Raw genomic sequence first — 20,722 nt, 5'->3', positions numbered from 1 at the left:
CTGCGCTGACACCCCCTGACGGTCGGCCGTGATCGAACGGCCGCCCGCCGTCACCCGGTCACCGGCCGGCGGTCATGGAGGCCGCCGGCCGGCTCCGTTTCGATCCCTTAGACACCGGTGCAGGCAACAGGCCTCCTTCAGCGGGGCGCCGGGATCGAAAGGCTGGCGGTGAGTTGGAACGGGGTTGCGCCGGGGCCGCGGGGCCGGCGGATGCGGGGACTGGCCGGGTTGGCGGCACTCGCGCTCCTCGGCGGCGCGTGCGCCACCGACGCGGCCGCGTCCGACAGCATCACGCTGCTGCACGGCATCACCGGCCCGGACGAGCAGGCGGCCCTGCAGGCCGCGATCGACGCCTTCGAGGAGACGACCGGCAACACCGTCCAGGTGGAGGTCTCGCCGGACTTCGACACGGTGATCATCACCCGCGTCACCGGCGGCAACCCGCCGGACGTCGCGCTCTACCCGCAGCCCGGCGTGCTCGGCCGGCTGGTCGAGCGCGGCGACGTCGTCTCCCTGCAGGAGGCGGGCGTCGACGTCCAGGACCTCGAGGGTTCGCTCATCGACGGCGCGCTCGACCCGGCCACCTTCCAGGACGAGGTGTACGGGACGGTCGTGAAGGTGAACGTCAAGAGCCTGCTCTGGTATGCGGCCGACCCGCTCGAGGAGGCCGGCTACGACGTGCCGGAGACCTGGGAGGACCTGCGCGAGGTCACGGACGGACTGGCGCAGGACTACGCCGACCAGCGCAACGCCGCCCCCTGGTGCATCGGCATGGAGTCCGGCGGCGACACGGGCTGGGTCGCCACCGACTGGATCGAGAACCTCGTCATCCGCATGCACGGCCCGGAGGTGTACGACGCGTGGGTCGCCGGGGAGCTGCCCTTCTCCTCACCCGAGATCCGCGCGGCGTTCGAGGAGGCCGAGGCGGTCTGGTTCGGCGACGGCACGGTCGTCGGCGGTACCACCGGCATCCTGCTGACGCCGTTCCTCGAGGCCGTCGACCCGATGTTCGACGGGCCACGCTGCTACTTCCACATCCAGGCCGGGTTCATCGCGGGCCTCTTCCCCGAGGACGCGGAGATCGGCTCGGACGTCGCCATGACCTACCTCCCGGCCATGGCCGACGCCGACGAGCGTCCGGTCGTCTTCGGTGGTGACACCGCCGCGATCCACACGGAGAACCCGGTCGCCGGCGAGTTCGTGCAGTTCCTCGCCTCCCCCGAGGGGCAGGAGGCCTGGCTCGCCGAGGAGGGCGCGGGTGCGGTATCGGTCCGTGAGGACATCGACACGGGCATCTACCCGTCCGAGGAACTGGTGCAGCAGGCCGAGATCCTCAACGAGGCCGAGGTGAGCCGTTTCGACGCGTCGGACGAGATGCCCGGCGAGGTGGGCGTCGGTGCCTTCTGGCGCGAGGTGGTCGCCTGGCTGGCCGGCGCGCAGGACCTCGACCGGACGCTCGAACGCATCGACGCGGCCTGGCCCGACGACCAAGGGGGCGCGCAATGACGCAGTTGCTGACGGCGTTCACGGCGATCGCCCTGGGCGTCGGTGGGGTCCTGGTGTTGTTCTGGGGGCTCAACGTCGCGGTCGATCGCACCAACGAGAAGACGCAGGACAAGCTGCGTCCGTGGGTCTTCATCGGCCCCGCGATGCTCGTGGTGACGCTGTTCCTGCTGGTCCCGGCGGTGGACACGTTCCGGCGCAGCTTCCTCGGCCCGGCGTCGCAGGAGTTCGTCGGACTGGCCAACTACGAGTACCTGGTCACCGACCCGCAGGTCCGTACGGCCATCTGGAACAACCTGCTCTGGATCCTGATCGTGCCGGCGGTGTCGGTGGCGATCGGGCTGGTCGTGGCCGTGCTCGCCGACCGCATGAGCGAGACGTGGGAGAAGATCTCCAAGTCGCTGATCTTCCTGCCCATGGCGATCAGCTTCGTCGGCGCCAGCACGATCTGGGGCTTCATCTACGCCTGGCGTACGCCCGGCACGCCGCAGATCGGCCTGCTGAACGCGATCTGGACGGCGTTCGGCAACGAGCCGGTCGGCTGGCTGCAGAACTTCGCCATCAACGACTTCGCGCTGATGGCGATCATGATCTGGCTGCAGACCGGGTTCGCCATGGTGCTGCTGTCGGCCGCCATCAAGAACGTGCCGGTCGACACCATCGAGGCGGCCCGGGTCGACGGCGCCAGCGAGATCGCGATCTTCTGGCGCGTCATCGTGCCGCAGATCCGCTCGACGATCGTCGTCGTCGCCACCACGATCCTGATCCTGGTGCTGAAGATCTTCGACATCGTCTACGTCATGACGGACGGCAACTACGGCACCGACGTCATCGCCAACCTCTTCATCCGCACGATGTTCAACTTCGGTCAGTTCGGGCAGGCCGCCGTGCTGGTCGTCTTCCTGATCGTGGTCACCGTGCCGTTCATGATCATCAACATCCGTCGCTTCCGCGAGCAGGAGGCGATGCGTTGAGCAACCAGTCACGCAGCGGGCCCGGACCGCTCGTCCCGGAGGTGCAGCGATGAGCCAGGTGCACGCCACGCCGGCGCCCGACGTCGACGAGCAGGAGAAGGCCGAGGCCGGTGTCGTCCACGGTGCCGACGAGCAGCGCCACTCGTCACCGCTCGCACGGGTCGCCCTGCTGGCGATCGTGCTGCTGTGGACGGTCCCGACCATCGGACTGCTGATCTCGTCGTTCCGCACCGAGGACGCGGTCACCTCGACCGGGTGGTGGACGGTCTTCGCCAACCCGCTCGACTTCACCCAGTGGACGCTGGAGAACTACTCCGAGGTGCTGTTCGGCAACGGGATGGCCAACGCCTTCCTGAACAGCCTCGTGGTCGCCATTCCCGCGACGGTCATCCCCATCGCCGCGGCCGCGTTCGCCGCCTACGCGTTCTCCTGGATGGAGTTCCGCGGCCGCGAGGTCCTGTTCGTGATCTTCGTCGGCCTGCTGGTCGTGCCGCTGCAGGTCGCGTTCATCCCGCTGCTGCAGGTCTACGGGCAGTTGGGCTGGAACGGCACGTTCCTGGCCGTGTGGCTGGCCCATGCCGGCTTCGGCATGCCGCTGGCCGTCTACCTGTTCCGCAACTACCTCGGCTCGCTGCCCGCCGAGGTGGTCGAGTCGGCCCGGGTCGACGGTGCCGGCCACTACCAGGTGTTCTGGCGGCTGATGGTGCCGCTGTCCGTGCCGGTGCTGGCCGCCTACGCGATCTTCCAGTTCCTGTGGGTCTGGAACGACCTGCTGGTCGCACTGGTGTTCCTCGGCGGTCGTGAGGAGGTCGAGGTCGTCACGCTGAACCTCGCCAGCCTCATCGGCGAGCAGGGTCAGGCGTGGCACCTGCTGACGGCCGGCGCGTTCATCACCATGACCGTGCCGATGATCGTGTTCTTCGCGCTGCAGCGCTACTTCGTCCGCGGGCTGACGGCGGGGTCGGTGAAGGGGTAGAACTGTCGCTCGGCCAGACCGCGGGGCGGTTGCGTCCTGCGGCCCGGCCCTGCCGAAACCCGCACCCATCCGCCGCCAGAAAGCGCCGTACCGTTGCGTTTCCAGCTCACCGCACGGACCGGCCACCCGGACTTCCTCGACCTGCCCTGGAACCAGCCGCTGGCCGAATGGGAGTCGCCGCGCCTGGTCGAGATGCCCATGGGCATCCACCGTCACGTCGTGCGCACGGTCAAGTACGAGGACCGCCTGTACCACCTGAAGGAACTGCCGCGCCGCTTCGCCGACCGCGAATGGCGGTTCCTGCGCCACCTCAAGGCCGAAGGGGTGCCCGTGGTGGACGTCGTCGGCGTGGTCAGCCGACGCGAGACCCCCGACGGCGCGCCGCTGGAGGCCGTGCTCATCACCGAGCACCTCGAGTTCTCCGTGCCCTACCGGCTGCTGTTCCTGCGCCAGGAGCACCGCCGCATCCGCGAGCCGATGGTGGACGCCCTCGTGCACCTGCTGGTCCGCATCCACCTGCAGGGCTTCCTGTGGGGCGACTGCTCGCTGTCGAACACCCTGTTCCGCCGCGACGCCGGCCGGCTGTCGGCCTACGTCGTGGACACGGAGACGGGCGAGCTCTACGACGACCTGTCCGCCGGCCAGCGCCGGATGGACGTGGAATTGGCCATCGAGAAGTGCGGCGGCGAGCTCCTGGACCTGCAGGCCGCCGGCGTGCTGTCCGCCGACCTGGACCCCTTCGAGCTCGGGGCCGAGCTCCAGGAGCGCTACGACAACCTGTGGGCCGAGTTGACCCGTGACGAGCTGTTCAGCGACGACGAGCGCTACCGCATCCACGACCGTCTGCGGCGGATCAACGAGCTCGGCTACGACGTCGAGGAGCTCGAGCTGGTCCAGGACAGCGTCGACCCCGGCCTCACCCGCATGGTGTTGAAGACGTCGGTGCTGGAGCCGGGCCGCTACCGGCGCATCCTGCGCGACCTGACCGGCCTGGACGTGCAGGAGAACCAGGCGCGCCGCCTGCTCAACGACATCCACAACTTCGGCGCCTGGCTGCAGGCCGAGGAGGGCCGCCAGCTCCCCGAGGGCGTGATCGCCCGCCGCTGGATCGAGAAGTCGTTCGACCCGATCGTCGCGATGGTCCCCGAGGACCTGCGCGGCAAACGCGAGCCCGCCGAGCTGTTCCACGAGGTGATCGACCACTGGCACCACCTGTCCGAGCTCAAGGGCGCCGACGCCGGACTGTGGGACGCGGCCCGCAGCTACGTCGACACGGTGCTGCGCTTCGAGCCCGAGGAACGGCGGGTGACGCCCGCCGAGGCCGAGGACGCCCTGGAGGGCCTGATCCCCGACGCGATGGCCGACTTCGACGCGGCCCCCGAGACGGCGAGCGTCGACGGGGCCGGCGAGCCCTGACGCCGGGCGCGGCGCGCGCGGGGTGCGCCGTCGGCGGGGTGCCGGTGCACGTCCGACGGCGCGCGTGGCGTTACGGTCGCTGCCGACACGCACCGAAGGGGGACCGGTGACCGTCGAGCCGAGGGCGATGGACGAGGCCGCGCGCCTCGACGCCCTCGCCGCGCACCTCGACGACCTGCGCTTCGACCTCAGCGCGGACGCGGCCGACGGCCTCCGGCAGGAGGCACGCGCCACCGCCCGTCTGCTGCGCGCGACCGTGGCCCGCACCGCCGACCCGGACGCGCCGCTGCTGGTGGTCGTCGCGGGCGGCACGGGCGCCGGCAAGTCCACGACGGTCAACACCCTCGCACGTGAACGGGTGGCCGCCACCGGCGTCGTGCGCCCGACGACGCACGCGCCCGTCCTGGTCTGCCATCCCGACGACGCCGACCGTCTGGCGGCCTCGCCGCTGTTGCCGCACCTGCCCCGGGTGCACGGGGACGACGGCGCCGGCGGCGGCCGGCGGCTGGTCCTGCGCACCACCCGGGGGCTGCCACCCGGACTGGCGCTGGTCGACACCCCCGACGTCGACTCCGTGGAGACCGCCAACCGGCGTCTGGCCGAGGACGTCCTGGACGTGGCCGACGCGTGGCTGTGGTTCGTGACCGCCCGCACCTACGCCGACGAGGCCGGCGCCCGCTACCTGCGCCTGGCCCGCGACCGGCAGGTGCTGACGGGCGTCGTGGTCACGCAGGTGCCCGACCGTGACCGCGCCGAAGTGGTCGACGACGTCGCGCGCCTGCTCGCGTCCGAGCACGTCGAGGTGTCGGCGCTGCTGCACGTCCCGGCCACGCAGGTCGTCGACGAGCACGTCGGCGAGCAGGACGTCGCGCCGCTGCGCACGTGGCTGGCGGAGCTGGCCGCCGACGACGCCCGCGCCGAGGTGCGCCGCCGTGCGCTCGCGGGGCTGCGGGCGGCCGTCCCCCAGGAGCTGGCGCCGTTCGTTGCGGCGCTGGAGGCGGAGGACGCCGCGGCCGAGCGGCTGGTCCTGGCCGTCGACCAGGCCTACGCCCGGGTGCCGGCCGAACTGGCCACGGAACTGGAACGCGGCATCCCGCTGCGGGCCGACGTGCTGGCCCGCTGGCGGGACCTGGTCGGCGGCGGCGAGGCGATGCTGCGCATCCAGACCGCCGCCGCCCGCGTACGCGAGATGGTCCGCGAGATGCTGGGCACCACCGACGGCGAGACCGCCAGCCCCCGGCAGGTCCGCGCCGAGGTGGCCGACACGCTGACGGAGACGATCGTGCGGCTGCTGGAGCGGGCCAGCTGGGACGCGCGCCGCCGTTTCGAGGCCGACCCGGTCGGCCGCGACCTGCTCGACCACCAGCCGGCGCTGCGGCGTGAGGACGACCAGCGCCGGCACCGGGTCCGCGCGGCCGTCGACGCCTGGGGCGAGTACGTGGCCGAGCAGGTCGCCACGGTCGGTGCCGACCGGCGTGTGCAGGCCCGGGTCTGGTCCACGGCCCTGAACGCGGTCGCGACCGGTGCGATCCTGGTCGTGTTCACCGTCAGCGGCGGGCTGACCGGCGGTGAACTGGGCATCGCCGCCCTGGCCAGTGCCGGGAGCCAGGCGCTGCTGGTCCGGCTCTTCGGCGAACAGAACCTCCGCAACCTCCTGGCCGATGCCCGCAGCGACCTCGAGCAACGGGTGGGCGAACTGATCGACCAGGACCGTCGGCGGTACGACCTGGTGGTCGACGCGTCCCGACCCGACCCGGCGGCCGCGGCCGCCGTCCGGGCCGTCGCCGGACGACGGACGTGACCGGCCCCCGCCGCACGCGTGGTCGCCGGCGCCCCGCCGGCAGCGGGCCGGGTGAGGTGGCCGACGCCCTCGACACGGTCGTCGCACTCGGGCCGGGCCGCGTCGACGAGCCGACGGTCACCGATGCCGTCGCCCTGCGGCGCCGACTGGACGAGCGTCTGGCCCGGGGCGAGGGCCTGACCGTGGCGGCGCTGGCGGGCGGCACCGGGGTCGGCAAGTCCGCCCTGGTGAACGCGCTGTTAGGGCACACCGTCACGGCCGAGGGGGTGCGCCGGCCCACCACCGCCACCACGCTCGCCGCGGTGCGGACCCACACGCCGGAGACCATCGCGTTGCTGGACTGGCTCGAGGTCCCGGCCCGCGCCGAGGTGGGCGACGACCTGCCGGACGGGCTGGTGCTGCTCGACCTGCCCGACCACGATTCGGTCGTCGAGGACCATCGCCGCACCGCGGCGCGGCTGGCCGGGCGCGTCGACGTGGTCGCGTGGGTGGTCGACCCGGTCAAGTACGCACGCGACGACGCGCACGGCGGCCCCCTGGCGTCGTTGACCGCCCACGCGGACGTGCTGCTGGTCGTGCTCAACCGCGTCGACGAACTGCGGCCGGAGGACGTCGAGGTGTGCCGGGCCGACCTGCGCGAGCGGTTGGCCGCCGGCGGGCACCCCGAGGCGCGCGTGCTCACCACCTCGGCACGGACGGGCGACGGGGTGGACGCGCTGCGCGACGCCCTGCACGACATCGCGGCGCGCCGCACCGCGGCGACCGCGCGGCTGGTGGCCGACGCGCACGTGCTGGGCCGGCGGGCGGCGGCACGGCTGGATGCGGCGCCGCAGGCCGACCCGCAGGTCGACGACCTGCTCGACGAGGTGTTGGTCGCGGTCGACGGGCACCGAGCCGCGGCCGAGGCCGCCGGTCTGTACCGGCGGGAGGCGGCACGACGGATGCGCTCGCCGTTGGGCCGCGCCGTCCGGGCGCCGGTGCGGGCCGTGACCGGCGGCTGGATCGGCCGCACCACCGCCGCGGCGGCCGAGCCGCCGCCACGGGCCAGCACCGTCGAAGGCGTGGAGACGGCGTTGCTGCGGGCGCTGGACGTCGGCGCGACGGTCGGGCGCACCCACGACGCGCTCGACCGGGCCGTGCGCCGGGCGGCGACGCAGGCCGCGCCCGCGCTGACCGACGCCGTCGCGACCGCGGAACTCGTCCCGACCCGTAGACGGTGGTGGTCGGCGATGGCCGGTCTGCGGACGGTCGCCGAGGTGGTGGCCCTCGCCGGCCTGTTCTGGCTGATCGCCCTGGCGGTCATCGACTGGCTGCGCCTGCCGGAACCGCCGCTGCCATACGCGGTCGGCGAGGTCCCTTGGCCCACCGCCCTGCTGCTGGGCGGCCTGCTGGGACGGCTGTTGCTGGGGGTGGTCTCCCGACTGTCGGCGCGGGTCGGTGCACGCCGCCACGCCGGTGCGGTCCGGCGCCGCATCGAGCAGGCGCTGCGCGCGGCGGTCGACCGGGACCTGCTCGCGCCGGTACGTCAGGAGCTCGACGACCAGCGGCGTCTGCGCGACGCCATCGCGACGCTCGGACGATCCGGGTGATGATGGCGCCGGCGCGGGACCGCATGCCCGGCAGCGTCCGGCTGCTCACCCTGAACCTGTGGGGCACCAACGGTCCCGTCGAGCGGCGCATGGCCGACCTCGTCTCGTACCTCGACGTCATCCGCCCCGACGTCGTCGCGCTGCAGGAGGTCCGGCCGTTGCGGGGCCGGCCGCAGTGCGTCCCGCTGGCCGAGGCGGCCGGGTTCACCCACGTGCGTTTCACGCGGTCGTGGCGGCGTGACGGCGACGAGGAGGGGCTCGCCGTCCTGACCCGCTGGCCGATGGAGCCGCTGAAGCCGGTGGCCCTGCCCGGCGAGAACGTCGACATGCCTCGGCAGCTGCAGCGGGTGGTGGTCGACCTGCCGCCGGGACCGCTGCTGGTCGCCAACACGCACCTGACCTGGCGGCGGCGCCACGGCGGGGTCCGGCTCGAGCAGGCCCGCACGATCCGTCACGTGTTGGCGTCGGACCCGGGCCCGAAGGTGCTGCTCGGCGACCTCAACGCGACGCGGCGTTCGCGGGCGCTGAGGGCGCTGGTGGCGCCGTTCCCGCCCGACAGCGCCCTCACCGACGTGTTCGACGTCACGGGTGAGGACGCGCCCGCCACGTTCGCGTTCGGCAACCCGTTCGCCCGGCAGCCGTGGTTGTTGGGCCGCCGGGTCGACCACGTGCTGGTGGGCGAGGACCTCGAGGTGGTCGACGCCCGAGTGGTCCTGACCGGCCTCGACCACCGGGTCGTGTCGGACCACTACGGCGTCCTCGCCGACGTCCTGGTGCAGGAGGCGGTCACCGAAGACGACGGGCCCATGATCGCGTGACCGGTGGGACGCCGCCTCGCGGCGTCGGCCGGCTCGCCGCGGCGCGTTCGGACGGCCGAGGCACTGGCGGGAGGGAGCCACCGTGCCGTTCCTACGCTGCCGCGTCCGACACCGACGACGTTCCACCAGCGGCGGGAGCCCGACCATGATCTTCATCACCGCGAAGTTCCGAGTGAAGCCCGAGGACGCCGACGCGTGGCCGGAGATCGCTCGCGAGTTCACCGAGGCCACCCGGGCGGAACCCGGGTGCCTGTGGTTCGACTGGTCGCGTAGCATCGACGACCCGAACGAGTACGTCCTGGTCGAGGCCTTCCGGGATGGGGACGCCGGAGCCGCGCACGTCCAGTCGGACCACTTCAAGGCGGCGCAGGAAAACCTTCCGCCCCACCTCGTCGAGACGCCGCGGATCGTCAGCGTCGGGGTCGACCAGGACGACTGGTCGGAGTTGGGAGAGCTCGCCGTCGACCGCCGCGGCTGAAGCCGCCGAGGCGAGGCGACCCGTCGGGCGCCCCCGCTCGGTCAGGATCGGTTCATCCGGCCGCTCCGGCCAGCACGGTGGCCTCGATGAGTTCGTCGAGCAGCTCCTGTCCCGGCGGCTGCACGCGTGGCTGTCCGGCCAACTGCTTCACGCGACGGAAGGCGTCGGGGATCGCGCCGCCGCGCAGCACCGGGCCGTGCGAGGAGGTGACCACGCTCGGACGCAGGCCGGCGATCGTGTCGACGTGGCGGGCGTAGCGCACCGGGTCCAGCCACTGGTGCCACGGCGAGATCATGCTGTTGAACGCGTGGAAGGTGTCGTCGTACACCTCGGGCGTCACGTCGCCGGCCTCGTAGCCGTCGCCGGTGAGCAGCGCCGCGAAGGCGTCGACGGCCCAGAGCACACCGCTGCGCTCGTCGAACAGCCCTCGGGTGGTCGGCCCGTCGAAGATCGGCGGCGTGACGAGCCGTAGCTGGCGGTCGCCGGCATCCAGCGTGTCGCCGTCCTCGAGCCAGCGCTGTCGGTGCTGGGGGAGCGGCCGTTCCAGGGCCTCGCGTTCGTCGAGGAAGGCGCAGGCGACCAGGGTCGCGTTGGGCGCCAGGTCCAACAACTCGTGCAGGTTGCCCTTGTGGTCGCCGTCGTCGTGGGACAGGAAGATCCAGCGAATCTCCTCGGGGTCGACCAGCGAGAAGATCTGCTCGAACCAGGTCTGGCGGTGCACCGGCGCGCCGGTGTCGACGACGATCGGCTGCTCGCCGCGGATCAGCAGGCTGCTGACGGGCAGGTAGGCGCCAGGCTCGGCTTCGACGGTGTGCGGGATCAGCCAGGTGTCGTCGGTGATCCGGTGGGGCGAGGGCTCGTAGGGTGTGCGGTCCATGTCGGTCACCTCTTGGTCGTGGGTGTCGAAAGAGGTGTCGCACGGCGGACTTGAGAGTGACTTGAGCGCGCCTTCGCCGACCATCTCGCTGGGTCCGGAGGATCCCGCCTCGGGGTGGAGGAGCGGGGGAGACCCGGTCAGTCGTGCGGAGCCCAGGCCTGGCCCGCGGTAGCAATGCCCCACCAGGCGTCCCGAGCCAAGGCAATGCCGCCTGCCCGAGGGCTCTCGGGCAGGCGGAAGTTGCTGAAGGTGGCGCGGCTGGCGGCGATCGCGTCGCCACCCACGGCGTGCGGGCGTCCCGGCGATCGAAAGTTGCCGCGGTTACCGTTTCGGGCTCGGTCGGGCGGTCGACGGATGTCGCCGCAGGTTTGGTCAGGCGGTGACCGGTTGTCGCCGCAGCGGCGGGTCGGAGGTCGCCCGTCTTCGGCCACGTTTGACGGTGACGGTCCCGTCGGCGGTCATGTCGAGTTGCCAGCGGCCTTCGGTGACGGCGGTGTGATGCCGGCGGCAGACCGCGACCAGGTTGTGCAACACCGTGTGGCCGCCGTGTTCGCGTGGGATGACGTGGTGCAGGTCGGTCCAGGCGGCCGGCATCCGGCAGCCCGGGAACCGGCAGCCCTGATCGCGGGCCAGCACCGCCTGACGTAGCCGGGCCGGGATCGACGCGGTCGGGGCGCTGATGCCCAGCACCTCGTGCCCGTCGGTCAGCACGAACTGCATCCGGCAGTCATCCGCCAGCCGTCGTAGCGCCAAGGGTGTGAGTGCCGGCGGCGCGCCTGGCAGCCGCCACAACAGTCGCGCCCGACGGGCCTGCTCGGAGTCGCCGACCAGGGCGTGGATGTCGGTGATCACCGTCATCGTGGGGCGGGCACGCACCATGGTGCCGTCGGCCCGGTGGCCGGACAGGAACACTTCGGCCAGCTTGACGAACGCATCCGCCAACTGCCGGCCCCGCGGCCGATCGAACCCCTCGCCCAGCGGATCCGACACGTCGCCGTCACCGTTGGTCGCGTCGGCGCGGCCGCTGGCGGAGGCGTGGTGATCGGCTTCCGTCTCTGCAGTGCCACCGGCGGGGGCTTCGCCCGGCCTGCCGGCGCAGCTGCCGTCGGTGCCCTCGCTTCGGCTCGCGGCGTCGGTCGCGTCGTCCGGCATGGGGTCGAGGGCGTCGCGGGTCACGTCCCGATCACCGGTCGGCGGTCCGGCGGCGGCCTCGAGCGCCTCCCGGATCAACGCCCCGTCGGCGGCCGGGAACGCGAAACTGCCACGCACCCCACCTTCGAGGTCGGGTTGGACGTGCAGATAGCGCCGCTCCACCCGCCGGACGCTGCGGGCCTGCTCCAAGTCTTCCCGCAGCCGTCCGGCCGCGACCCGCACGTGGTCGACCAGCTCGTCCGCCTGCAGCCGGTCCAGCTCGTCGAGATCGGCAAACCGCTGGTCCAACTCAGCCCGCAGCGCGACCGTCAACGGGCCGGCTTCGCATACGATCGCGCGGATCTGCCCCCAGCCGAGCGCACCGGCGTGGAATGCGGCCTTGACGTTGGGCATACAGGCGAGCACGTCCCGGACGGTGTGTAGGAAGCGCCGGTCCCCGAACGTGGTCTTGGACTGCAACGCCAGCAGCCCTTCCAACGGCAGACCGGCCCGGCGTTCGGCCAGCGAGCCGTCTTCGATGCGGTCGACCAGCTCCACCACTGCGGCCTGGCAGGTGTCAGCGGTGGCGAGCAGTTCCAGCAGCCCGGCCAGCTCCCCGTTACCAGTCACGGCCCGGTCGGCCGCCAACACCCGGACCCGCTCCATCGCGGCGGCCGCGTGCCGGATCGCCACCCGCAGGTCGCCGCCGCCACGATCGGTGTGGCCGGGCACCGGAGCGGCGTCGGTCGTGTAGTCCGGGGCGTGTTCGCGGGCGACGCTGTGGTGCGGCCGGACTCCTCGATACCCCGCGCGAGACGTGGTCGCGGGCACCGCGCTGACGGTGCTGGGCGGGGCGGCGGGGGGTGTGGGCATGGTGCGTATGGTATGTGGCGGGTTGGCGATTCAGCGGCTGGATCTGCAGTTCCTTGTGGATTCGGCGGTCAGCGTTCCACAGCCTGCAGCACCGCACGACCAAGACGACGACCGAGCCACGCGGAGCCATCCGACGCCGACCGGCGACCCGCCCCGAGGGCGACGCCGGCCGGCGACCGCGGCACCTCGATGTCGAGGTGGTGACGCACGGTCGAGCCGATGACGCACCGATGCGACGTAGGGCCGACCGTGCGCCGCTGCGCCGACCGTGCGCCGGCCGTGCGCCGCTGCGCCGACCGTGCGCCGGCCGTGCGCCGCTGCGCCGACCGTTCGACACCGAGCCGACGTCTCCTCTGGGCCCGCGGCAGACCGGCGACCGCGGCACCTCGATGTCGAGGTGGTGACGCACGGTCGAGCCGATGACGCACCGATGCGACGTAGGGCCGACCGTGTGCCGCTGCGCCGACCGTGCGTCGCTGCGCCGACCGTGTGCCGCTGCGCCGACTTTGCGTCGCTGCGCCGACTTTGCGTCGCTGCGCCGACTTTGCGTCGCTGCGCCGACTTTGCGTCGCTGCGCCGACCGTGCGCCGCTGCGCCGACGGTGCGAACCGCGTGGCGGTCAGGCGGTGGCGGCGAGCCGCACCACCTCGGTCACGGCCTCGACGGCGGCCGAGAACTGCTCCAGCGGAACGCGCTCGTCGTGGCCGTGGAAGGTGGCCAGCAGCTCCGGGTCCAGGACCAGCGGCACCCACCCGATCCCGGTCGCGCCAGCGGCCCGGAAGAAGCGCAGGTCGGTGGCTCCCGGCGTCAGCGAGGGCACGGGCACCGGCGACGTCGGCAGCCGTGCGGAGACGTGGGCGACGGCGTCGAAGAGCGGCGTTCGATCGCTGGTGCCGCCAGCGAGCCGCTGAACCTCATCCACCTCGATGCCGAGGCGCCGTCCGGCCACACGCAGCTCGAACAGCACGCGGTCGGGGTCGGCGTCCGGCAGCAGCCGGCAGTCGAACTGCGCCGACGCCTCGCCGGGCACGACGTTGCCCGCGTAGCCGGCCTGCAGCATCGTCGGCGTGACCGTGTCGGCGACGACGTGGCCGATGGCGCCGGCGCGGGCGCGCAGTACGGGCGCCAGCGGACGGATCAGCCGAGGTCCCAGCGGCCCGGCGAGCAGCTGGAACAGCCGACCCTGCGGGCCACCCGCCGTCTCCGCCAGCACCGTGAACTGCTCGCGCATCACCGGATGCAGCCGGGGGTTGCGCGGGCCACTGACGGCCTGCACGAATCGGGCGAGGTTCCGGATCGCCTGCCGGTCGGGCGGCAAGGCGCCGTGACCGGGGGTCGCCACGGCGCGGGCGCGCACCTGCAGCGGCGTCTTCTCGCCCAGCACGATCGGCATCACCGGCCGCGCGAGGAGCCCCGACAGCCCGTACGCACCCTCGCCCAGCACCTCCGGCGGCGGCTGCCCGTCGCGGAGCCCGACCAGCTCGGGCCGTTCGCGGACGAGCCAGCCCGCGCCCTCCTCGCCGCCGGCCTCTTCGTCGGCGACCGCGACCAGGACCACCTCGCGGGAGCGCTCGCCGGGTCTGGCGGCCAGTGCGGCGACGGCGTGCGCGTGCATGACCGCGACGCCCTTCATGTCGAGGGCGCCGCGGCCCCACAGCGCCCCGTCGACGACTTCGCCACCGAAGGGGTCACGAGACCAGGCGGACGCCTCGACCGGCACCACGTCGGTGTGGCTCAGCAGCACGAGCGGAGGACGGTCCGTCGGCCCTTCGAGGCGGGCGATCAGCGACGGCCGCCCGCCCGGACTGACCTGGATGTCGGTGAGGACCCCGGCGGCGTCGAGCTCGGCGCGCAGCCGCTCGGCCACCGCGCCCTCCCCGTCGGCGTCGGGGTTCACCGACGGCGTGCGGATCAGGTCGGCGAGCAGTCCCACCGCGTCCACGACGGCCCCTCGGTCGGCAGCAGCCGCGAGCCTGCCACGGCTACCGTGCGTCCGGGGTCCCGACACCTGCACCTCCGGCGGTACGGCGACGGCCGCGCCGCCTACCGGCACACGAGCAGGAGCCGTCATGTCCCACGTCAGCCTCGTGACCCTAGGGGTGCGTGACCTGCCCCGCGCCGAGGCGTTCTACCTCGCCATGGGCTGGCACCGCTCGTCGGCCTCGGTGGAGGGGACCGTCACGTTCCTCCGCGGCGGCGCGCTGGTGCTTGCCCTGTTCGTCCGCGACGACTTCGCAGCGGACGCCGCCCTGGCCGACGACGCACTCGCCGAACCGCCAGGCCCGATCGCGCTCGCCTGCAACCTCGAGACCGAGGAGGCCGTCGACGACGCCTTCCGGCGCGCCGAAGCCGCCGGCGCCCGCATCGTCAAGGCCCCGACGCGAGCGGACTGGGGCGGGTACTCCGGCTACCTCGCCGATCCCGAGGGGCATCTGTGGGAGTTCGCCCACAATCCCGGCTTCGGGCTGCGCGACGACGGTGCCGTGGTGCTCCCCGACGAATCCTGACCCCGCCGGGGCGTCCGGCGGTCGGGGGATAGGCTCGGGTGCATGAGCGCATCCGACACCGCCCCCGCACGCCATGTCCTGGTCGCCGTCGCCTGGCCGTACGCGAACGGACTGTCGCACCTCGGTCACATCGCCGGGTGCTACCTGCCGGCGGACATCTTCGCTCGCTTCCACCGCATCGGCGGCAACCGTGTGCTGATGGTCTCCGGCACGGACGCGCACGGCACACCCATCACGGTGAAGGCGGACCAGGAGGGCGTCGAGCCGGCGGAGATCGTCAACCGCTACAACCCGAAGTTCCACGAGCAGTGGGAGCGGCTGGGGATCTCGTTCGACCTGTTCACCACCACGATGACGGACAACCATCGTGAGGTGACCTGGGAGCTGTTCCGGGCGCTGCACGCCAACGGCTACATCGACACGAAGACGACCGAGCAGTTCTACGACCCGGAGGCGCAACGGTTCCTGCCCGACCGCTACGTGGAGGGCACCTGCCCGCACTGCGGCTACACCGAGGCGCGCGGTGACCAGTGCGAGAACTGCGGCAAGACGCTCGATCCGATCGACCTGATCGAGCCGCGCAGCAAGTTCACCGGCGCCACGCCGGTCCCGCGCGAGACCGAGCACTACTTCATCCTGCTGCCCAAGCTGCAGGAGGAACTGCTCACGTGGCTGGAAAGCCGGCAGGGGTGGCGGGGACACGTCATCAACTGGGCGCTCGGGTTCGTGCGCGAGGGGCTGATCGACCGGGCCATCACCCGCGACCTCGCCTGGGGTGTGCCGCTGCCGCCGGAGCTCGACATCTCCACGCCGGCCTCGGAGAAGCGCATCTACGTCTGGTTCGAGGCCGTCATCGGCTACCTGTCGGCGTCGAAGGAGTGGGCCCAGCGCTCGGGCGACCCCGACGCCTGGAAGGCCTGGTGGCTGGACCCCGCGGCGGAGAGCTACTACTTCATCGGCAAGGACAACATCCCGTTCCACGCCGTGTTCTGGCCGACCTACCTGCTGGGTGCGTCGACCGACGGCGAGCCGCCGCTGAACCTGCCGACCAACGTGCCGGCCAACCAGTACGTCACCTTCCGCGGCGCGAAAGCATCGAAGTCCCGGGGGGTCGGCAAGTCGCTGCTCGACTACCTCGACGACTACCAGCCCGACGAGTTGCGCTACGCCCTGGCGACGATCCTGCCGGAGTACAACGACACGGACCTCGCCGAGGAGGAGCTCGTCCGGCGCATCAACGGCGAGCTGGTCGCGGCCTGGGGCAACCTCGTCAACCGCGTGCTGGCGATGACCCGGAAGAACTTCGACGGCGTGGTGCCGGAGCCCGGCGAGCTCGACGAGCGCGACCGGCAGATCCTCGCCACCGTCGACCGCCACCTGGCGGCGGAGGCCGAACTGCTCGAGCAGGTCGAGCTGCGCCGGGCCCTGAAGGAGGCGCTGGCGGCGACCCAGGAGGTCAACGCCTACCTCAACGCGACCGAGCCGTGGAAGACCGCGAAGACCGACCGCGAACGTACGGCGACGACGCTGTGGACCGCGCTGCAGGCCATCAGTGGCTGCAACCTCGCCTTCGCGCCCTACACGCCGTTCGCCGCGGCGACGGTCAGCGGCTGGCTCGGTCACGACCCGGACCTCGACGGCACCGGCTGGACCCGCCGCGAGGTCGCGGCCGGCACGACCCTTGGCACCCCGAGCCCGCTGTTCCGCAAGATCGAGCCGACCGACGACGCGGCCACGAGCTGACGCAGGCCGGACGGCGGCCGCGCACGGCCCCTTCGGTGGTGGCCGGGGCCGGCGGGAGGGGGGTCAGGACCTCTTCCCCCTACCACTCGTACGGGTCGTGGCGGGCGCGCCCACAGCACGATGACGCGTCCCCGACGTGGAGAAGATCATGGATCTGGGTGCTCTCGGCCTGCTCGAGTGGATCATCGTGGCCGTGGTCGTCGTACTGGTCGTGCTGACCATCGCGTGGCTGATCACCCGGAAGAAGCGGCAGGAACGGGAAGAGACCCGGCGTCGGCTGAAGGAGCGCTTCGGCGCGGAGTACGACCGCACCCTCGGCGCGGCCCGCAACCGCCGCGCCGCCGAGGAGGACCTGCTCGCGCGCGAACGGCGCCGTCAGAGCTTCACGATTCGTCCCGTGCCCGCCGAGCAGCGCACTGCCCTCCGCACCCGCTGGGAGGAGGTGCAGGCCAGCTTCGTCGACGCTCCGAACGCTGCCCTGCGCAAGGCCGACGAGTTGCTCGACGAGGTGGCGGAGGCGCGGGGCTACCCGGACGCCGCGCGCGAGCAGCGCCTGGCGGACCTCAGCGTCGACCACCCCGCGGCGGTGGAGCGCTACCGCTCGGCGCGGGCGGAGGGTGACGACGACCAGTCGACCGAACAGCTGCGGGGGGCGCTGCTGGCCTCACGCGACCTGTTCGAGACCCTGGTCAGCCAGGGCGAGTCCGGTTCCACCGACACCCCGCCCACGCCCTTCCAGCAGCTGGTCAGCGAGGAAGCGCCCGCGGACGGCCCCGCCTCGACCGGCTCTGCTCCGACCGGCCCCGTCTCGACCGGCCCCGGCTCGAACGGCCCCGGCTCGAACGGCCCCGCCGCGACCGGTACCACTACGACCGGACCCGGCAGCAGCCCGGTGAACGGGGGGCCGAACGGCGCCCCGCCCAGGACGGGCGAGCCGATGCCCGACTCGCCGGGTGAGACCTCGGCCCGCTCGGAGACGCACGACCTGCCACCCGAGCCGCGCTAGCCGGTGGCGCTCACGTCGGGCTGCGCTTCACCGCCGCGAGCTCGATCGCCAGCCCCGTCTCGCGCAGGTCCCCCACCAGGTCGGGGTCGGCGTTGCCGTCGGTCAGCAGCAGGTCGACCTCGTCGAGATCGCAGACGTGGGCGAGTGCGACGGCGCCCAGCTTGGTGTGGTCGGCGCAGACGACCCGGCGCTGGGCTGCGGCGAGGATCATGCGCTTGACCTGCGTCTCGGGCAGGTTGACGTTGGTGACGCCGGCGCTGACGTCCACGCCGTTGCAGCCGAGGAAGGCCACGCCGGCATGGATCTTGGCCAGTACGAGGCCGGCCAGCGGCTCCACCAGCGAATGCTGCGCCGGACGCAGCGTCCCGCCGGTCACGACGACCGTGAACCGCGGCGTGGCGACCTCGAGGGCCATCGCGATCGTGAGCGAACTCGTGAAGACCGTGACGTCGGTGAGGTCCTCGCGGGCCGCGAGGGCCTGGGCGACGGCGGTCGTGGTGGTACCGACGTCGAGGATGACCGTGTCGCCGGACGCGATCATCGCCGCGGCGGCGTGGCCGATGGCCGTCTTCTCCGCCGCGGCCGTGATCCGCGACTCCTCGAACCGACGCTCGACCACCGGTGAGGCCCCGGGCACGGCGCCGCCGCGCACGCGGCGCAACAGCCCGCGGGAGGCCAGCGCGTCGAGGTCGGTGCGCACGGTCACCTCCGAGACGTCGAAGCGCTCCGCAAGGTCGGCGACGCGTATGAACTCCCGGTCCCGGACCAGCGAGAGCATGCGGTCGCGACGGATCCGGGCCGGTACGGGCGTTGCATCGGTCATGGCGTGCTCCCCGGGCGCGTATCCCGGTCCGGTCAGGCCAGCGCGCCGGCTTCGCGCCAGGCGTCGGCCACCAGGTCGTGGAGGTCGGTGTGCCGCGGCTGCCACCCCAACAGCTCGTTGGCGCGGCGGGATGATGCCACCAGTTCGGCCGGATCTCCTGGTCGGCGCGGGGCTTCCTCGGCGGGAATCGGATGTCCGGTGACCTCGCGTGCCGCCTCGACGACCTCCCGGACGCTGAAACCGCGCCCATTGCCGAGGTTGCAGATCAGGTGACCGTGGTCGTCGAGCGCCTCCAGGGCGCGCACGTGCGCGTCGGCCAGGTCGGCGACGTGCACGTAGTCGCGCACGGCGGTGCCGTCCGGCGTCGGGTAGTCGGTGCCGAAGATGGCGACGTGGTCACGTCGCCCGGCCGCGACCTGCAGCACGATGGGGATCAGGTGGCTCTCCGGGTCGTGCCGCTCCGGGCGGCCGGGGGTCGCACCGGCGGCGTTGAAGTAACGCAGGCTGGCCGTCCGCAGTCCGTGGATGCGGTGGTGCCAGGCCAGCATGCGTTCGACGAGCAGCTTGGACTCGCCGTAGGCGTTGGTCGGCGCGAGCGTGTCGTCCTCGTCGATCGGCACGCGGTCTGGTTGGCCGTAGACCGCGGCCGTGGAGGACAGCACGAAGCGTGACACGCCGTGCTCGAGCAGCACCTGCAACAGCGTGGCGCTGCCGCCGGTGTTGACCGTGAAGAACCGCTCCGGTGCCCGCATCGACTCGCCGGCCTCGATCAGGGCCGCGAAGTGCAGGCAGGCGTCGACGGGCCGGGCGCCGACGATGCCCGCCACGGTCGCGGGGTCCCGTAGGTCCCCGACCACCAGTTCCGCACCGTCGGGCACGGCGTCGGCGTGTCCGGTGGAGAGGTCGTCCAGCACGACGACGTCGTGGCCGGCCTCGAGGAGCGCGGCTGCGGTCGTCGCGCCGATGAAACCGGCGCCGCCGGTGACCAGCACGAGCACGGTGAGACCTTTCGTTGTCTTGCTCTAGGCTTCGAACACCTTACGGACATCGCACCCCTCGAAGGTGGTCGCCGTGACCCGCTTCCTCGCCCCCGGCCGCGCCAACCTCATCGGCGAGCACACCGACCACACCGACGGTCTGGTCCTGCCGGTCGCGATCGACCGCGGCGTCACCCTCGAGGCGGACCTGGGCGGCGACCGGATCGTGCTGCGCTCCGCCGACGCGGACGGCGAGGTCGACGTGGCGGCCGACGGCAGCGAGACCCCGACCGAGGGCTGGGGCCGGTTCGTCGCCGCCGTCGCCGCGGAGTTGGCCGAGGCCGGCTGCGCGCCGGTCGGGATGCACGGCGAGTTGCACAGCGACCTGCCGCAGGGCGCAGGCCTGTCCTCGTCGGCGGCCCTCGAGGTGGTGCTGGCGACGGCGCTCGCCGACGCCGCCGAGTTCGACTGCCCGCCGCTGGAGCTGGCGGCGCTGTGCCGACGGGCGGAGCGCCGCGCCGTCGGCGTGCCGTCGGGGATCATGGACCAGGCGGCTTCGATCCTGGGCCGCGCCGACCACGCCGTCCTGCTCGACTGCGGCACGCTCGAGTACCGCCACGTCCCCCTCCCGACCGACCACGTGCTGCTGGTGGCCGACTCGGGCGTGCGCCGCCAACTGGAGACCTCCGGCTACGCCGCGCGGTCCGAGGAGCTGGCGGCCGCCCTGCCGGTCCTCGACGGACGCAATCCCAGCACGGTCGGCGTCGAGGAGCTCGACGAACTGCTGGCGGACCTGCCCGAGGTGCCCGCCCGGCGGCTGCGCCACGTGGTGACCGAGAACGAACGCGTGCGGCAGACCGAGGCGGCGCTGCGCGAGGGGCGGCTGGACGACCTGGCCGTACTGTTCGCCGCCGGCCACGCCAGCCTGCGCGACGACTACCAGGTCACGATCCCCGAGCTCGACCGGCTGGTGGAGCTGGCCAGGGACGGCGGCGCCACCGCGGCCCGCATGACCGGTGGCGGCTTCGGCGGCGCGATCATCGCCCTCGTGCACCACGACCGTGTCGACGCCGTCGAGAAGACGATCCGCGACGGGTACGGGACGGCGTTCCCGCAGCACCCGCTGCAAATCCACCGCTGCCGGATCGCCGACGGGGTCCGCCGCCTGGACGGCTGACGCCCCGGGAGACGTGTCCCTGCCGGTCCCTCCGCCCCCGGGCAAGCTCGGTG

17 protein-coding genes are annotated in these 20,722 nt (G+C 72.7%); 12 read left to right on the top strand and 5 right to left on the bottom strand.

Going from position 1 to position 20,722, the window contains the following annotated elements; genetic code table 11:
- Positions 1 to 210: 210 nt before the first annotated feature.
- The 8 genes from ACERM0_RS18750 to ACERM0_RS18715 all read left to right on the top strand — a co-directional run bounded on the left by ACERM0_RS18750 (position 211) and on the right by ACERM0_RS18715 (position 9,555).
- Positions 211 to 1,506: an ABC transporter substrate-binding protein gene (locus ACERM0_RS18750; protein ID WP_373680151.1), complete on the top strand. Its 1,296-nt coding sequence runs from the start codon at positions 211 to 213 to the stop codon at positions 1,504 to 1,506.
- The gene (locus ACERM0_RS18745) at positions 1,503 to 2,477 is read left to right on the top strand and encodes a carbohydrate ABC transporter permease (RefSeq protein WP_373680150.1); all 975 of its coding nucleotides are present in this window, start codon (positions 1,503 to 1,505) and stop codon (positions 2,475 to 2,477) included. Before ACERM0_RS18750 ends, ACERM0_RS18745 begins: the two co-directional genes overlap by 4 nt.
- A 49-nt stretch (positions 2,478 to 2,526) precedes the next feature.
- The gene (locus ACERM0_RS18740) at positions 2,527 to 3,453 is read left to right on the top strand and encodes a carbohydrate ABC transporter permease (RefSeq protein ID WP_373680149.1); all 927 of its coding nucleotides are present in this window, start codon (positions 2,527 to 2,529) and stop codon (positions 3,451 to 3,453) included.
- 93 nt (positions 3,454 to 3,546) lie between these two features.
- Positions 3,547 to 4,869 carry a DUF4032 domain-containing protein gene (locus tag ACERM0_RS18735; RefSeq protein ID WP_373680148.1) on the top strand — a complete coding sequence of 441 codons (1,323 nt, stop codon included), beginning with the start codon at positions 3,547 to 3,549 and terminating at the stop codon, positions 4,867 to 4,869.
- Positions 4,870 to 4,975: 106 nt separating this feature from the next.
- Positions 4,976 to 6,670, top strand: a complete 1,695-nt coding sequence (locus ACERM0_RS18730; protein WP_373680147.1) for a hypothetical protein — start codon at positions 4,976 to 4,978, stop codon at positions 6,668 to 6,670.
- Positions 6,667 to 8,259, top strand: coding sequence for a GTPase (locus tag ACERM0_RS18725; protein ID WP_373680146.1), 1,593 nt, complete (start codon positions 6,667 to 6,669; stop codon positions 8,257 to 8,259). Before ACERM0_RS18730 ends, ACERM0_RS18725 begins: the two co-directional genes overlap by 4 nt.
- On the top strand, positions 8,259 to 9,077 hold the full coding sequence (locus ACERM0_RS18720) for an endonuclease/exonuclease/phosphatase family protein (protein WP_373680145.1): 819 nt from the start codon (positions 8,259 to 8,261) through the stop codon (positions 9,075 to 9,077). Before ACERM0_RS18725 ends, ACERM0_RS18720 begins: the two co-directional genes overlap by 1 nt.
- Before the next feature lie 145 nt (positions 9,078 to 9,222).
- Positions 9,223 to 9,555, top strand: a complete 333-nt coding sequence (locus ACERM0_RS18715; RefSeq protein WP_373680144.1) for a putative quinol monooxygenase — start codon at positions 9,223 to 9,225, stop codon at positions 9,553 to 9,555.
- 52 nt (positions 9,556 to 9,607) lie between these two features.
- Here the strand turns inward: ACERM0_RS18715 and ACERM0_RS18710 are convergent, their stop codons facing one another.
- The 3 genes from ACERM0_RS18710 to ACERM0_RS18700 all read right to left on the bottom strand — a co-directional run bounded on the left by ACERM0_RS18710 (position 9,608) and on the right by ACERM0_RS18700 (position 14,378).
- Positions 9,608 to 10,432, bottom strand: a complete 825-nt coding sequence (locus tag ACERM0_RS18710; RefSeq protein WP_373680143.1) for an MBL fold metallo-hydrolase — start codon at positions 10,430 to 10,432, stop codon at positions 9,608 to 9,610.
- A gap of 372 nt (positions 10,433 to 10,804) precedes the next feature.
- Positions 10,805 to 12,436: an HNH endonuclease gene (locus tag ACERM0_RS18705; protein WP_373680142.1), complete on the bottom strand. Its 1,632-nt coding sequence runs from the start codon at positions 12,434 to 12,436 to the stop codon at positions 10,805 to 10,807.
- Positions 12,437 to 13,055: 619 nt separating this feature from the next.
- Positions 13,056 to 14,378, bottom strand: coding sequence for a M20/M25/M40 family metallo-hydrolase (locus tag ACERM0_RS18700; protein ID WP_373680141.1), 1,323 nt, complete (start codon positions 14,376 to 14,378; stop codon positions 13,056 to 13,058).
- A 127-nt stretch (positions 14,379 to 14,505) separates the two neighbouring features.
- Here ACERM0_RS18700 and ACERM0_RS18695 point away from each other — a divergent pair, with 127 nt between their 5' ends.
- The 3 genes from ACERM0_RS18695 to ACERM0_RS18685 all read left to right on the top strand — a co-directional run bounded on the left by ACERM0_RS18695 (position 14,506) and on the right by ACERM0_RS18685 (position 17,692).
- Complete coding sequence (locus tag ACERM0_RS18695; RefSeq protein ID WP_373680140.1) at positions 14,506 to 14,943, top strand: VOC family protein; 438 nt, start codon at positions 14,506 to 14,508, stop codon at positions 14,941 to 14,943.
- 42 nt (positions 14,944 to 14,985) lie between these two features.
- Positions 14,986 to 16,686: a methionine--tRNA ligase gene (gene metG, locus ACERM0_RS18690; RefSeq protein WP_373680139.1), complete on the top strand. Its 1,701-nt coding sequence runs from the start codon at positions 14,986 to 14,988 to the stop codon at positions 16,684 to 16,686.
- A gap of 148 nt (positions 16,687 to 16,834) precedes the next feature.
- On the top strand, positions 16,835 to 17,692 hold the full coding sequence (locus ACERM0_RS18685; protein WP_373680138.1) for a hypothetical protein: 858 nt from the start codon (positions 16,835 to 16,837) through the stop codon (positions 17,690 to 17,692).
- Between the two features lie 10 nt (positions 17,693 to 17,702).
- Here ACERM0_RS18685 and ACERM0_RS18680 read toward each other — a convergent pair whose 3' ends face one another.
- Both ACERM0_RS18680 and galE read right to left on the bottom strand, forming a co-directional pair.
- On the bottom strand, positions 17,703 to 18,515 hold the full coding sequence (locus tag ACERM0_RS18680; RefSeq protein ID WP_373680137.1) for a DeoR/GlpR family DNA-binding transcription regulator: 813 nt from the start codon (positions 18,513 to 18,515) through the stop codon (positions 17,703 to 17,705).
- A 32-nt stretch (positions 18,516 to 18,547) separates the two neighbouring features.
- Complete coding sequence (gene galE / locus ACERM0_RS18675) at positions 18,548 to 19,513, bottom strand: UDP-glucose 4-epimerase GalE (RefSeq protein ID WP_373680136.1); 966 nt, start codon at positions 19,511 to 19,513, stop codon at positions 18,548 to 18,550.
- Positions 19,514 to 19,586: 73 nt separating this feature from the next.
- On the opposite strand from galE, the gene galK reads away from it, so the two are divergent.
- Positions 19,587 to 20,669: a galactokinase gene (galK, locus tag ACERM0_RS18670; RefSeq protein ID WP_373680135.1), complete on the top strand. Its 1,083-nt coding sequence runs from the start codon at positions 19,587 to 19,589 to the stop codon at positions 20,667 to 20,669.
- Positions 20,670 to 20,722: the final 53 nt, after the last annotated feature.

Source organism: Egicoccus sp. AB-alg2 (assembly GCF_041821065.1).
In the GTDB taxonomy this organism is placed as follows: Bacteria; Actinomycetota; Nitriliruptoria; order Nitriliruptorales; family Nitriliruptoraceae; genus Egicoccus.
The sequence above is the reverse complement of the archived record's forward strand: the minus strand, read 5'-3'. Positions and strand labels throughout refer to the sequence as shown.